At 50.3% G+C, this 15,226-nt stretch carries 5 protein-coding genes; 4 read left to right on the forward strand and 1 reads right to left on the reverse strand.

Annotated features, from left to right (window positions below):
- Positions 1-191 precede the first annotated feature (191 nt).
- From BMW71_RS06635 to BMW71_RS06650, 4 genes are all read left to right on the forward strand, one after another.
- A complete protein-coding gene (locus BMW71_RS06635; protein WP_218145566.1) occupies positions 192-9,071 on the forward strand; it encodes a non-ribosomal peptide synthetase in 8,880 nt (2,959 codons plus the stop codon).
- A gap of 29 nt (positions 9,072-9,100) precedes the next feature.
- Positions 9,101-10,117, forward strand: coding sequence for a hypothetical protein (locus BMW71_RS06640; protein ID WP_092171196.1), 1,017 nt, complete (start codon positions 9,101-9,103; stop codon positions 10,115-10,117).
- 320 nt (positions 10,118-10,437) lie between these two features.
- Positions 10,438-10,980, forward strand: coding sequence for an ECF-type sigma factor (locus tag BMW71_RS06645; RefSeq protein WP_092171198.1), 543 nt, complete (start codon positions 10,438-10,440; stop codon positions 10,978-10,980).
- A 4-nt stretch (positions 10,981-10,984) separates the two neighbouring features.
- Positions 10,985-13,585: a serine/threonine-protein kinase gene (locus tag BMW71_RS06650; RefSeq protein ID WP_092171200.1), complete on the forward strand. Its 2,601-nt coding sequence runs from the start codon at positions 10,985-10,987 to the stop codon at positions 13,583-13,585.
- Positions 13,586-13,613: 28 nt separating this feature from the next.
- Here the strand turns inward: BMW71_RS06650 and BMW71_RS06655 are convergent, their stop codons facing one another.
- Positions 13,614-15,143 carry a thiol-activated cytolysin family protein gene (locus tag BMW71_RS06655; protein WP_143057567.1) on the reverse strand — a complete coding sequence of 510 codons (1,530 nt, stop codon included), beginning with the start codon at positions 15,141-15,143 and terminating at the stop codon, positions 13,614-13,616.
- Positions 15,144-15,226: the final 83 nt, after the last annotated feature.

Genomic DNA, 15,226 nt, shown 5'->3' on the forward strand with positions numbered 1-15,226 from the left:
GTTTGCAGTTGGTTGGGGAGGTTTCGACGTGTTTTCGGTTCGTCGGAAATTACTCCGGCCCTACGTAGGGTTCCTGTCTATCCAGGTTCTCTGGCGAATGCAAAGAAAAACACGCCGTAGTGGACCAGGCCGACTACAGGGGTGACATTAAAAAAAAGAGGAGATAGGACTAGATGAATAGCAAACGGTTTTTGAATGAATTAACTGGTAAGTCTCCTGAGAAGGCGCAGACGGTTCTTGATTTATTTCAAAAACAGGTTAACAGCTATCCGGAAAAGAAAGCAATTAGGGAGGCATCCCACAGCTATACCTATACCGAACTGGACGAGCTGGCCACCAAAATCAGTCAGTTTCTAGGCGATCCAGCGTTTCAATTCCAGCAATTGGTTCCGGTGAGTATGGACCGGACGCACCGCTATGTGGCCACTATCCTGGGAATAATCAAATCGGGTAAAGCCTTCGTACCACTGAATCCGGAATGGCCGGAACAGCGAAAGCGGGAAATCCTTCAGCAGCTGAATGCTACCTTCCTGTTTAGCGAGGGCGAGACTTCGGTCCCAAGTGAAAAATTCACCCTGCTCGCCTTTGATGAAGCCGTAAGGGTGGGCGAAAGTACGACATCGGCTGGGTTACACCGCATCAACCCGGATACCCCTGCCTACATCCTCTATACATCTGGTAGTACCGGATCGCCCAAAGGCGTGCAGGTAAATCACCGGCAGTTGTTTGCTGCTACCCAAAATAGGATTGATCGGTATCCGGGTGTTCCCAACCTTTTGCTGATTCCGCCGCTGAGCTTTGATGCCTCCCTGGCAGCCATTTTTTGGCCCTTATGTACCGGAGGTAGTCTGGTCATGAGTTCTGCCGAGTCCATTCGGGAACCCGAAGCGATTCCTTCCTTATTGGCGGGAACCAATACCTTGCTTTGTGTGCCCAGCTACTACCGTTTTCTTCTTGAAGAAGGGCTTTTGAAGGGGCAGCAGCTGGAGCGTGTCATTTTGGGAGGAGAGAGCCTGCCCAAAACACTTGCCCTTGCCCATTTTCAGGAAATGAATCAGGTACGCCTCTACAACGAATACGGCCCTACCGAAACCACCATCTGGTCCACCGTCGCAGAAATCACGCCTAAGCAGGATCCCATTACTATCGGAACGCCACTAGCGGGAGTCAGCTGTTACGTATTGGATCCAAAAACGGGAGCGCGTTTGCCTGCGGGCATCGGTGGAGAACTATACATTGGCGGCATTCAAGTGGCCCAAGGCTATTGGAAAGATCCGGCCCTGACAGCCGCCCGGTTTCTTCCGGATCCGTTCAGTGAGGAGAAGGGAGCCATCCTGTACGCAACAGGAGATCGGGTTCGAAGCCTTCCGGATGGGCGTTTGGTATTTGAAGGAAGGAACGACCGGCAGGTAAAATTTCAGGGAAACCGCATTGATTTGGCAGAAATCGAAAAGGTGCTGCTCGATTCAGAAAAGGTTTCGGAGGCGGTTGCAATGCTGGCCGAACCCCTTGGGTCGAATCCGCAACTCCTGCTTTTTATCGTTCCGAAGGGACGACTGAATGCGGGCGAGGCCCGGCATTTGCTCGAAAAACGCCTTCCCGGATACATGATTCCGGGTAAAATCGAACTGAGAGACCGTTTTCCACGTACCGAGAACGGGAAATTGGACCAGCAAGCGCTGCTGGCGGGCCTACCAGAGGAGACGAAAATGAATGGGCTGTCCGATAAGGAATTGCGCTTTTTGGTGCAAGCAGTCGGGGATGTACTTGGCGTGGAGCAACCAGATGTATCCAAAAATATCTTTGAATTGGGTGGCAATTCGCTTGCAGCCATGCAGCTGGTGGCTCGTTTGAACAACGAGCACAAAGTAGGCCTTCGCGTTTCGGATATTTTTGACCACCCAACGATTTCTGAATTGCACCGGGTAGTTCGACAGAGACGGCAAGCCGAGGTGGTGAAAAGCGGCGCGTCCGCCGCTCCTTCCCGCGCACAACCGCTGGCTCCGGCGGTCTCTTCTGCCCAACAGTCTCTTTGGATAGTCGATCAGCTGGAGGGTTCCCTGGCTTACCACCTATCGGTTAGCTACCTGCTAACCGGAAAACTAGATCCGAACAGGTTGGAAGTGGCAATACGGGCGGTGATAAAAAAACACAAAAGCCTACGGACCTGCATTTTGGGAATCGATCGGGTTCGCCTGAAGGCAGCAGCGCATTGGAAGTTTGACCTATACCGGGAGTCGGAACGGGAGTTTTCCGAATCGGTGGTTCGGGAAGACTTCGACGACTTTTTTAGGAAGCCTTTTGATCTCCGGGAAGACTTTCTGGTGCGGGGTAGATTGCTGGCCTTTGGCAAGGAAAGACATGTATTGGGCCTGGTTTTCCACCACATCGCATTCGACGATCATTCGATGAAGATTTTTCTTCGGGAGCTGTCGGACAATTACCGTTCCCTCGCTACCGGGGCTGTTTTGGAGGATTCCCCGGACTTCGTAGAACCACCGCCCGCCACTGTCCATGACCAGCGGGAGGTGCCCGAAGATTCCGGATCGATGGCTTATTGGGAAAAAACCCTGGCTGGCTGGGAAATCCTGCAGATGCCAACCGATTACTCGCAGACATCCGCAGGCCCTCGTCCGGCAGGCATTCTGCGGTTTTTTCTGGATCGGCAAGAAATTGCGCCGGTCGCAGCTATTGGAAAAGAACATCAGGCTACGCTGTTCATGACGTTTTTGGCCTTGTTTAAGGTGTTGCTGTACCGGTATACGAACCAGGTAGACATTTGTGTCGGAACCACGGTCGCAGACCGAAATTTTCCGGGTGCCGAAGAGCAGATTGGCTACCTGATCACGACCGTACCGCTGCGGTCCCGCATCCAACCAGCGGATACCTTTGACCAGTTTTTGCATGCCATTAAAAAGGAAGTAAGGGAGGCCTTGGCCCATGCCCGGATTCCCTTCCTGAAATTGGTGGAGGCATTTTCTTCGGGTGATACCGGAGGAAAACCATTCTTCAACACACTTTTTGTCATGCACGAAGGTGCCGCTGACGCAGCGAATTTGCAGTTACCAGATATTGAGGTCGGAAGTCTGGATGTGGATCCATTCGCCGCCAAATTCGATCTTAGCTTCAGCCTGGCCGGGGATGCCACTGGTCTCCAGGGAAGCATTGAGTACGACGCAGGAAAGTTCGCTCCAGAAACCATTGAACGCTTGCTCGCTCATTTTCGGCAATTAATGCAAACGCTGCCCGAACAGCTGCATTCTCCGGTTAAGAAAATGACCTTGCTTTCTGCCGACGAACTGGACGCGCTTTCCGGTGGGGAAGCGTCCCAGGCAGATATTGTTTACCGAAGCTTTTTCGACCGCTTTGAGGAACAGGTCGCGAGGAAAGGGCCTGAAACCGCCTTGTTGACAGGCCGGGAACGAATGGATTTTAGTAGCCTGGATCGCCGAGCAACCAAGCTTGCCGATTGGCTGGTACGGGAAGGGGTCCGGCAGGGCGACCACGTGGTACTATTGGCCGCGCGGGGGTCGGATATGGTTGCAGCCATGCTGGGAATATGGAAGGCAGGCGCAGCCTACGTGCCGGTGGACCCGGCCTACCCTGCCGAACGGATTGCGTTTATCGTGGCGGATTGCGGAGCTTCGCACTTGCTGGTCGACGAGGCATCGGCTGGCCTAATTGAGCCGAAACATGGGGGAAAACTCCTCCGGTTGCAGCAAGGGTTAAAAGAGAGCGATTTTGAGCCACAGCGACTACCAAATTTGTCCCCGGATCAGCGGGCTTACCTGATTTACACCTCCGGAACCACAGGAAAACCCAAGGGCGTTTGCCTGACGCAGGCCAATCTTGCCGCATTTTTGGATTGGTGCGGTAGGGAATTTGCCCCGGAAAGTTTTGCGTTGATGTACGCCGCGACATCCATGTGCTTTGACCTGTCGATCTTCGAATTATTTTTCCCGTTGGCCTTTGGGAAGCCGATCCGTATTCTTCAGAACGGGCTTCAGATTCCGGAATACCTTCCCGGGGATCAAGGGGTGCTGATCAATACGGTCCCCAGCCTGGTGCAGAAGCTGCTGGAAGAAAAGGTGGATTTGGCTCATGTGGCTTTGCTAAACATGGCGGGCGAACCCATACCCGGATCGCTTGTAAATCAGCTGGGTCTGGAAAGCCTACCTGTCCGCAACCTGTATGGCCCCACGGAGGATACCACGTATTCTACCTGTGAGCGGCTCCTGCCTGGCAAGCCGGTCTCCATCGGCCGACCAATAGCCGGTAGTTTCGCCTATGTTCTGAATGCGGATCTCATGCCTTGTCCGGTGGGCGTGCCTGGAGAGATCTACCTGGGAGGCAGGGGGCTGGCACAGGGCTACTGGAACCGACCCGGATTGACGGCGGAAAAATTCGTTCCAAATCCCCTTGCAAAAGCGGCTGGAAGTATCCTATACAAAACCGGAGACCGGGGTGTTTGGCGTTCGGATGGGAAAATTGACTTCTTGGGTAGATTGGATAATCAAATCAAGTTGAACGGGTACCGAATCGAATTGGATGAAATAGCTACCCTAATGCAGGCCATCCCGGGGGTAAAGAACGCGGTAGTAGTACTTCAGCAAGCGGCTTCCGGTGAAAAGCGGCTGGCTGGATTTTTTACCGCCGACCAACCATTGGACACGAGGAAAATTCAAGGAAAATTGCGCGATGCCTTGCCGGGCTACATGTTGCCTTCTCAGGTGGTACAGGTGGATCGCTTTCCACTGACACCCAATGGCAAAATCGACCGGAAGCAGCTTGAAAAAGCGGCAATTCTGGATTCGGAACAGGAAGGCTTTGCACCGCCCACCACCTTGCTGGAAAGCAACTTGCTCGACCTATGGCGAACGGTGTTGCGTTCGGATCAGGCAGGAGTCCGGGATAATTTCTTTTTATTGGGCGGAAATTCACTTTTGGCCCTGAGACTGCTCGGCAAAATACGGGAGTCCATCGGGGTAGAAATAAGCGTGACCGAATTGTTTGCCCACCCAACGGTTTCGGCCATTGCCGATTTGATCCGAAGTCGCGAACAAACGAGTACGGTATCTGCCCGTATTCTTCCATGCAGGCCACGGCCGGACCGTGTTCCCCTGTCTTTTGGTCAGGAGAGTCTCTGGCTGACCGATAAGCTGGAAGGTTCCAGCCAATACCATATTCCCTTACTTATAAAAATTACCGGAGAAACCCGCAGGATGGTGTTGCAGGAGGCCATCAAAAGCATCATGGAGCGCCATGAGGTCCTGCGGACCGTAATCCGGGAACGGGGAGATGAGGCCTCCCAGCAGGTAATGCCGGTTGCAGCCTGGGAGTTGGCCGAAGCTTCCGGGCATTTGGGAGCCTCTCAAGCCGGTTTGCCTGATCGAGAAATGGCCGAGTTCCTGGCGCGGCCTTTCGATTTGGGAAAGGATTACATGATTCGCGCCAAAAAATACCCGCTGGACGGGGATGCATGCCATCTATTCGTAGTCGTTCATCACATCGCATTTGACGGATGGTCCATTTCCGTATTTCTCAGCGAACTCTTTGCGTTGGTAAAGTCGGAAAAACGGGGAGAAAACCCACTTTTGCCTCATCTAAAAATTCAATACGCAGACTACGCCCTCTGGCAGCGAAATCGGCTCCGGGATGAGACCCTGGCAGCAAAAATGCAGTATTGGAAAGAAAAACTTGCCGGTCTGCGGCCATTTCATTTTTATGGGGAGGGAGTGCGTGCACACCGGAAATCCCATGATGGCGCCACGTACGAAATCCGCATCGGTTCGGATCTCCGCAAGCGTATTCTGGAGCTGGCTAAGCAGTTGGGTCTTTCTCCTTTTATGCTATTGCTAGCAGCTTTTAAGTCCCTGCTGGAACGAAACAGCGGGCAGCGGGACCTGTGTGTGGGTACCGCTATGGGCGGGAGAAATCACACGGAAACAGAGCCAATGATCGGGTATTTTGTCAACCCACTGCCCATTCGCAGCAAGCTGAATCCGAGTGACTCGTTTCGGGATACCCTATTAGCGGTGAAAAAAAACACACTGGAGGCCTTTGAGCACCAGGAAGTACCTTTTGAAAAGATTGTCGCGGCCACTGCCCAGCACCGGCAATTTGGAGTGAATCCACTTTTTCAAGTCATGTTTGTGATGGAGTATGGCGATGAGGTAAGAAATAGTGCAGAGGGCTTGTCCATGGAGGTACAATCCGTCCCTCAAACCACCGCTAAATTTGACCTTACCTTTCTGGTCAAGGAAAGCAGCACAGGAATTGGCGTCAGGATCGAATATTCCAAAGATATCTTTGATGCCGAAAGGATCGAAAAGCTGGCCTCCCAATACATTCAACTATTGGATTCGGGGCTGGCTGATCCCAATCAAAAGCTCTCCCAATTGGTGCCCGATCGCGCTTTCAGTGGCCTCGGTAAAGTAGAAGCTTACGAAGGAATCAATCAACGCTACCTGCCGATCCAACGAATGATCGAGGCAGCTGCAAGCCGCAACGGGGATCGGACGGCGGTTTTTTTCGGAAGGGCCGAGCTGTCCTATGCCTCGTTAAATTCCCAGGCAAACCAGCTGGCTGCGTATCTGTTGGACCAAGGGCTAAAAAAAGGGGAGGTCGTGGGCATTCTGCTTCCGCGTTCTCCAGCGTTCGTGATAGGTATCCTGGGCATTCTCAAGGCCGGCGGCGCTTACCTGCCACTGGATACCGATTTACCTGCACAGCGCATTGGGTACATGCTGGAGGATTCCTGCTCGTTTTTCATCACCGGTGCTGACGAGCATCAAATAGAGACCAGCGTGACGAAAATCCTCTGGGAGGAGTTTCAGGACAGGGCCGGGGAATACCCCACGCGAAATACGGAAGTCCATTCCGTCCCGGGCGATCCCGCATACCTTATCTATACTTCCGGTACCACCGGCAAGCCAAAGGGGGTAGCCTTGGATCACCTCAATTTATTCCATTTCGTGTCGGTCGTAAACGATCAACCGGGGATTTCCGCCACGGACAGGGTATTGGCCGTAAGTTCGGTTTCGTTTGATATTGCGCTATTGGAAACCCTGGTTTCGTTGGTTTTCGGGGCCCAGATAATAATTCTTGACCGGGAGCAGCGAAAAGAACCCAGGGTCATTCTGGAGGAACTGGAAAACCGTGCCATCACGGTTATGTTTGCCACGCCTTCCCACTGGAAAATGATGTTGGAGGCAGGCTGGACGCGGAACCTTGAAAGCTTACGGATGATCAGCGGGGGAGAGCCTCTGGAAAAGAACCTGGCTCAGCGCTTATTGCCGCTTGGGGCAGAATTGTGGAACGTATACGGCCCTACAGAAACGACAGTTTATGCCACCATCAAGCAGGTGCGCGCAACGGATCGGGAAATAACGGTGGGCAAACCCGTGGTCAATACCCGGCTTTACGTCGTGGATAAAGATGGAAATCCCGTTCAAAAGGGAAGAAAGGGAGAAATCTGGGTTGCTGGACACGGGGTCGGGTCCGGTTATTTAAACCAGCCCGAACTGACCCGAGAACGATTTATCGAGATTCCCGCGGAGGCTGGTTCGCGCCATCGTGTATACAAAACCGGGGATTTGGGTTGGATTACGCCTGCGGACGAATTGGTCGTCAGTGGTCGCATGGACCATCAGGTAAAGATCCGTGGACACCGAATCGAATTGGCTGAGGTGGAAAGCGGGCTTCGTCAACTGAAAGGAATCAAGGATGCGATCGTTTTGGTGCGGAAGGACGCAAACGAACAGGCATTTTTGCGGGCCTATTTGGTCCCAACGCAAGAGGCTATCCTGGAAGCCCAGGTATGGCAGTACCCGGAGGCCAATCAGGTCAGGCAGTGGAGAAATCAATTGGCTGAGAATCTGGCAGAGGTGATGATTCCGACAGACTATTTGTGGGTGAAAGCTTTTTCATTAACCGAAAATGGAAAGGTAAACCGCGAGGCACTGCCCGATCCGGAAAGAGGGTTCGCGGCTTCGACGGGCGATGGGGCAGGATTTGATCCGGAAGAGCGATTGGTGGCGGAAATTTGGAAAAAGGCACTGGGGCTGGAACAAATCCGTAAAACCGACAATTTTTTTGAGATAGGCGGACATTCCCTGACGGCCGTAAAGGTGATGGTGCAGTTGGAAAACGTCTATGGCATTCGGCTGCCCTTATCGGTGCTGTTTAAATACCCGACCATTCAAAACTTATCTCAAGCCATCAAAAGCGGTGTACTGGGAGACAGCGAGTGGAAAAGCCTGGTAGCGATAAAAAATGCCGGTTCGAAGCCGCCCCTGTACATCGTTCACGGAGGAGGTTTGAACATTCTTCCGTTTTATGCCGTGGCCAGGGAAATGGACCGGGAGCAACCGGTATTCGGGATTCAGGCCAAAGGACTGGACGGGGTAGAGCAGCCCCTGCAGACCGTCGAGGCCATAGCTTCTCAGTACCTTTCGGAAGTTTTGCAGCAAAATCCGAATGGACCGTATTTTCTGGCAGGATATTCGTTGGGAGGAATTATCGCGTATGAAATGGCCTGCCAACTGAGAAAAATGGGGAAATCTGTGGAAAAGTTGGTCTTGTTCGACACCTATGCATTCCAGCGGAATTACCACCTCGCCTTTGGGATGCGCTTGCTGAAAAACATGGAATATTTTTTCGGCAAAAGGAAATTTGATGTGGAACTTCTGCTCCGGCATCCGGACATTTTCAAACGTATAAAAAAAGCATCCTGGCAAAGGAAATTTCGAAAGGTTCACAAACTATTGGGAGCTGAGCAGGAAAAGGCAGAGTCTTCGTTGCTCAAAACATACAAACGCGTGGAGTACGTTTACAAAGAGGCCTGTAAGGGATACGAGATACCGTATTACGATGGAGCGGTAGACCTAATTAAGGCCCGGATTGCTTCCGGTTACCTACCGGACAAGGAGGGTTTTGGCTGGAAACCCTTTGTAAACGAACTACGTGTATGGGAGGCGGAAGGCGAACACATCACGATGTTATCTCCGCCGAACGATGCCAGTTTTGCGCGGCTATTGCAACAAGTATTGGATCAAGGAAACAAAAAATAATACTACTACTACCAATTAATTCAACTCAAATGAAAAAGTTATTGATTTACCCCCTTGTTATGCTGGCATTACTCATGGCCTGCACAGTAGATGATCCGGATCCCATTCAAGAGCCGGAAGAACCTGAGGAGCCAACTAATCCTACGCCGAGGGATCCGGATATAGTCGTTCCCCTGGATGAAAATACTACCATTGTTTTTACCCCACAGGAGGAGGCTGCCGAGCGGCTGGGAACCTCTGATTCCTACACGCAGGAGCTGAGTAAATTTGACTTAATTTCCAGAACGAAAAACAAGGCCAGTACCGAGGAAGAGGATTACCTGACCTATGCTTCCCAACAAGCACAAGCCTGGACGGAAGAGGAAAAAGAAGTGTTGGAAGAACGGATCCTGGGAATAAAGGATAAAATCGATGCCCTGGGTCTCAAGCTGGAGTTTCCAGAAGAGGTACTGCTGGTAAAATCCACCATGGATGAGGAAGGGGGAGCAGTGAGCTACACCCGGGAAAACTACATCGTGGTCCGCGGCCTGGTGAATGAGAGTTTTCTCATTCACGAGTTGTTTCACATTCTGACGCGCTTCAAACCTGAACGAAGAACAGCCCTGTTTGAGACGATTAATTTTATGGAAACCAACCGAATTGTGTATCCGGAGGGGATTCGTGATTTTGTGATCACCAATCCCGATGCGCCTTTTCTCGAGCACACGATCACCTTGCAAGTAGACGGGGAATCAGAAGAGGTGGTATTTGTACTCATCTCCGAAGAGGAATGGGACGGAGGCTCCTTTTTCACTTACCTGAAGCAACGCCTGATGTTTGTGGATGGACCGGACGATGGCAAACAAGCAACACTGGTAGACAACATGCCGGTACTCAAAAATTTCGCGGCGGCCACGGATTTGAAGCAGAAGATTGGAGACAACACCAACTACACGCTGCATCCGGAGGAGATTCTTGCGGAGCATTTTGTCATGTTGGTACAGGGGCAGGAAGTACCCGAGCCCTCCTACATTGACGCGATGAAAGCGGTTTTGCAGCAGGAATAATAAAGGCCGATGAAAACAAATAGAGGCGTATGATTTCCGATTCATACGCCCTTATTTTATAACAGGGATGGGAGCGACAGGTTGGATCAAAAGCAGCAATCGGGCATTTCTGGAAAAATAGGGGTTTGCCGGAGAGGAAAAAGCGTCTCCGAAGGCATAGCGCGGTTTTAAGCGATGCGTGCTTTCGTTGCAGGACGGATACGATTCGGCTACCTTTTTTACAAATTGGGTTTTTTAGCGAGGATAGCTGGTTGACGATTAGATTATTAGCGGCAGAAACAGTATTTTTGGATTCATTCGATACTATCAGAAAACATTGTATGGAAACATCCAGAAATTTTCAGCAGCAATCGGGTACATTTGCCTCACTGAGGCAGCATTATTTGTTTTGCTACGATGAGCTGCATTCCCTGGCTCGGCAGAAGCTTCGGTTTGAATACCATACCGATACCTTGGACACGTCCGCCTTGGTGCACGAGGCGTTTTTGAAGTTGGAAAACAGAAAAAACGGATTTGCCAACAAGCGGCATTTTATGGCAATTGCGGCCTTGGTTATGCGGCGTTTTTTGGTCGATTATGCAAGGCAGAAGAAAAGAATCAAACGAGGTGGCGATCAAATTCAACTAACCTATGGAGACATCGAACCGGTCGTGCAGACAACTCCCGAGGAGGTTATTCAGTTGAACGATGCGCTCATGCGGCTAAAGGCATTTAACAACAGGTATTGTAGAGTAGTTGAATACCATTTTTTCGGGGGTTACAAACACGAAGAGATCGCCGAGATGTTGGGTGTTTCCATAGACACCGTTAGAAAAGATTGGCGATTTGCCAAAGCATGGCTGAGCAAGGAACTTAAGAATTAGCAGGATGGGGAGAGCGGACCGACGATGGGAGACTATTGCATCCCTTTTTCACGAATTACTGGAAATGCCCGATGCAGCACGTGCGGAAAAGTTGGCGTTTTTATCCCGGACGGATTCACTACTTTACAGGCAATTGTTCGACCTTCTAAATGCAGATCGACAATCGCACCGCTTATTCAACACGGAAAGTGGAACTATTTTTTCAATTTTAGAAAACGATTATGACCTCATCGGGAGTCGGATTGGCGCCTTTGTACTGACCGAAGTGATCGGGCAAGGTGCCATGGGTACCGTTTTCAAGGCTGGTCGGGATGATGGGCTGTTTGATCAAACCGTTGCCGTCAAACTGATGAAACCGGTGTCGGTAAATCCTTCTCATAGAAGTTTGTTTGAGCGGGAACGCCAGATTTTAGCCAAACTGAACCATCCGAATATTGCCAGGCTGTATGACGGCGGCTTTACAGAAGATGAACGCCCTTTTTTCACCATGGAGTGGGTGTCGGGCCAAAATCTCATTGCCTATTGTCAATTTAGAAAGCTCAGCATAACGGCCCGCCTACATTTATTTGAGGATATCTGTCAGGCCGTTATGCATGCACATCAATCGCTCATTGTCCATCTGGATCTAAAGCCGAAGAATATTGTTGTCACCGAAGAGGGTCAGGTTAAGTTGCTGGATTTTGGCGTTGCGCAAATGCTGGAGGAGGGTACCGAGCAGGTGAGCAGTTTTACATTGGCTTATGCCTCTCCAGAGCAGATCGAGCAAAACAATCCGAATACCGCTTCGGATATCTATTCCCTAGGCGTGATATTATTCGAAATGCTGGTAGAAGACCATCCATTTGAGACCTTTTTCAAAGACCCATTGGCACTAAAAAATGCTATTTTGGCTGGGTATTCCTCCCCATTTCGGCTTTCAGGTAAATTTGGGTACGTTCATTTTGCTAAAGATATCGGGCTTATCTGCCAAAAGGCCATGGAAAGGGCTCCGAGAGATCGGTATGCTTCTGTAGACGAATTGATTCGGGACGTTCGTGATTTTCGAAACGACTACCCGGTTCTCGCCCGTCCAAAATCCTGGACCTATCACACCCAAAAATACCTGCGCAGAAACAGGACTGTCTTGTATGCAGTAGGGGTAGGCTTCCTTCTATTGGGGATCATGGGTATTTACTACACCTTTCAGCTTAAAGAGCAGCGCAATATTGCGTTGTCGGAAGCCAGGCGGGCAAACCAGATTACCGGACTTATAACAGACGTTTTTTCTGCAGCAGACCCCAATATTGGCGGTGCAGATACGATTACCGCTGTTCAGCTTTTAGACAAGGGGATGCAAAACCTTTCGAAGAATCTTGGGGATGATCCTGCTTTGTACGCAGACATGCTGAGTCGGATGACGGGCGTGTACCTGAGTTTGGGCCAATACGAGCAAGCAAAACAAATGGCGGCGGAGTCCTATGCGATCAACCTTAGCCTGGATGCCGTCTCTGAAGAACGGTTGGCCCAAAACGAGGTGCTGATTTCTTCCTCGTACTTTATGTTCGGGGAATTGGATTCAGCCTTTTCGTTTTCTCAAAAAGCCGTAAATCGCTTGTTGGCAGCCGGCATCCATAACGGTCCTGACCTGGCAGATGCATTGTTGGAATTGGGGAGTTGTCTGTACGATATGACCCGGTACGAGGCGGCAGATTCTACGCTTAGTGTAGGCTTGGAGCTGGCGCAAAAAGCCTACAGTGGGTCAACGATTGAAATTGCCTCTTTCCTTCACATGAAGGGAGCAACGGCAATGAAGCGGGATAACCTGCAGGAAGCCGAAAGGTACCTGGAGGAGGCATTGAAAATGAAAAAGGAGTTGTACGAAGAACCCCATCTTGAAATTGCCTATTCGTACAATTACTTCGGAAGCCTTTACCAAAACTTAGGTGACTACAAGAAGGCCTTAAGCTTCGTAAAGCATTCGCTCGAACAGCGCCGGGCTATTCTAGGTACCTATCACGTCGAAACGGTGGCAAGTATGGGAAATTTGGCTCGAACCTATATCGGCTTGGGTAAACCATTGGAAGCGATACCAATCTATCAAGACGCGATTTCGGTAATAGATTCCCTTTTTGGGGGGAGTCATTACTATTACGGAGCCTTGAACGGAAGCATGGGGAATGCGTACTTTGCCGCGGAATTGTTTACTAAAGCCAGGGATTGTTACCTGATATCGGTGGAAAGTTTTGATCGCCTCCTCTCTGCAGACGACCTACGCAGGGCAACACCAAGGATGCGCTTGGGAGAAATCGCTCAAAACGAAAAACGATTTGCAGCTGCGAGGGTGTATTATGAAGAAGCACTGGCCATTCGGGAGCGGTTGCTGAACGAAGGGGACGTAAAAATCGCCCAAAGCCAGCTGGGACTGGGTGCCTGCCTGCTGGCTTTGGGTGATCATGCTGCTGCGATATCGCTTTTTGAAAAGGCTCGTTTGATTGCCCAATCCGATCCCGAACAAAATACGGAACTGCTTCAAAAACTGAATGCCTCTTTAGCTTCTGCTCAGGAAAAACAACGAGCGTTGGAAAGCGCATCGGTCTACGAGGTGAAAATTTCGAAAGGCAAATAGTGGCAAAATTGGTGGTCTGCTGTATAGTTTAGCAATTGACCGATCTGACATTGACACTAATGATGTTGGGCTTAAAGACCTCCCAACATGCTTTTGACGGCCTGGAATAGACCCGATCCATAAGGGTCTTCCACGACAAATCCCAGATTTCCACTTTGAATTGAATATCGTAAGCACCTGCAGGAACTTGTTTGGTGACACTTTTTTTGAAGCCGATATTCCCGCTATTTATCACGCTTTGACCGGATCTCCCATAGGTACGATAGGTGATTGAGTAGCGTACGTTCGGGGCAGCAATGGTCCCCGCGTTGTTAGAAACACGTATATTTTGCGCCGGATGAAGCTTCACGTCACAATTTTCTACATCGTATTCGGTGGTGTATCCAAGTTTCGCAGTAGTATTGTCTTTTAAATAGTGTAGTTTGTAAGAAATGGGTACTCCCGGATTGTTCCTGGAATAGACGGCATTTTCTCCGGTAATGATGTAGTTCAGGTCGGCAAAATTTCTCGCATTTACAGCTTCGGAAGCCACCGACGCGTTACCTCCAATGGTCACAACCGTAATGCTAGACTTGTTAAGAATGGCTTTGTATTTCGCTTCCACTTGACCATCTACCGAAGTGAGTCCCGTGGCGTAGTTCATTGCTCCTTCGAGTTGCGCATCGGTGGCTGATTCCGTGGTGGTCATGCGAAATAAGATTATTCGCCCGTAGTTGACCGATTGGACGTAAGCGGGAGGTGTTTCAGCACCAAATTTTTGCTCGATTTCCTCGATGCTCGCTTCTGGACCGAAAACATCACCCGGATTATTTGGCGCATCCATCGTCACTGAATAAAATACCTGCTTAAAGGACATCATAGCGACACGCTGGGTAGTGCTGGACTGAAAGTTAAATTGGGTTTCAACATCCCCTCTGGCCCATTCCACATTTAATCCCAGCTCCATGCTTACCTGTTTGGAACTGTGAGCTGTCCGGGCAATGTAGCTGGAGTTAGCCGCATTGACATAGCCCTCCTGATAGGCATTTTCATTCCACCATTCCAGGGCTTCATCTATTTTAGTCTGTACCAATGAATTTGACGGTTTGTCAATCCGGAGCGAGCCGTTTTCTCCCATACCGGGGAGATCAATTCGCAAGCTCATGGGTGCCCGATCAATTCCAGCTGGGGTGGGAAGTCCTCCCAGCGTGGCCCGATCCGCTATGACCAAAGCTCCCGGATAGATGATCCCATTGGTTGGTCTCAGGATCGCCACCTCTTCAGCGTTTGTTTTTAGATCGTATTTGATCACCCGGCATTCCCTATTGCCGCCATTGATTGGAGTGGCATTTACCCGATTGCTGATTTCGGCTCTCTGAGTGCCTCCGTTAATGTTTTGCACATTTAGAAGATTGCCTGAATCGCTGCTTAACGAAGTAAGGAAGGCTGATATACTTTCGGCATCCGGAGAGATTTGTAAGGGGTCTTCGTTTCCCCCAATGAAGTCGCAAGATCCGATGGCTAGTGGAATGGCGACGATTGACATTACTTTCTGAAATTGTAGAAATTTTGTTTTCACGATGTGTAAAGTTGATCTTATAGACCAAGGCGACAAAAACAGACCGAAGTGGTAAACGTCTTAGAAAAAAATCAATAAAATCG

This window comes from Cyclobacterium xiamenense (assembly GCF_900109255.1).
Classification (GTDB): Bacteria; Bacteroidota; Bacteroidia; order Cytophagales; family Cyclobacteriaceae; genus Cyclobacterium; species Cyclobacterium xiamenense.